1 pseudogene is annotated in these 259 nt (G+C 19.7%); it reads right to left on the reverse strand.

The annotated features are described in order from the left end of the window. A pseudogene (locus tag NG918_RS16680) lies at nt 1-205 on the reverse strand (sensor histidine kinase); the annotation flags it as partial. Nucleotides 206-259: the final 54 nt, after the last annotated feature.

The following is a 259-nucleotide window of genomic DNA, read 5'->3' on the forward strand; positions in this document are numbered from 1 at the left end:
ATAAAAATTTATTATTAATAATTATTCCTATAACATCACAAATTGATTTTATAAAATCTTCATTATTATATTTATGAATATCTTCTTCTCTGTATTGTACATTTAATACTCCAACTAATTCACGTTCACATCTTATACAATAAAATTTATTTACAGGAGTATTATTAATATCATCTTTTGATATCACTTCATTACTCTTATTCATCACTCCGCTTTTTACATAATTTTCAAATATTTCTTTTTCAGAATTATATATATA

It is taken from the genome of Clostridium sp. ZBS2 (assembly GCF_023845855.1).
Classification (GTDB): domain Bacteria; phylum Bacillota; class Clostridia; order Clostridiales; family Clostridiaceae; genus Clostridium; species Clostridium aquiflavi.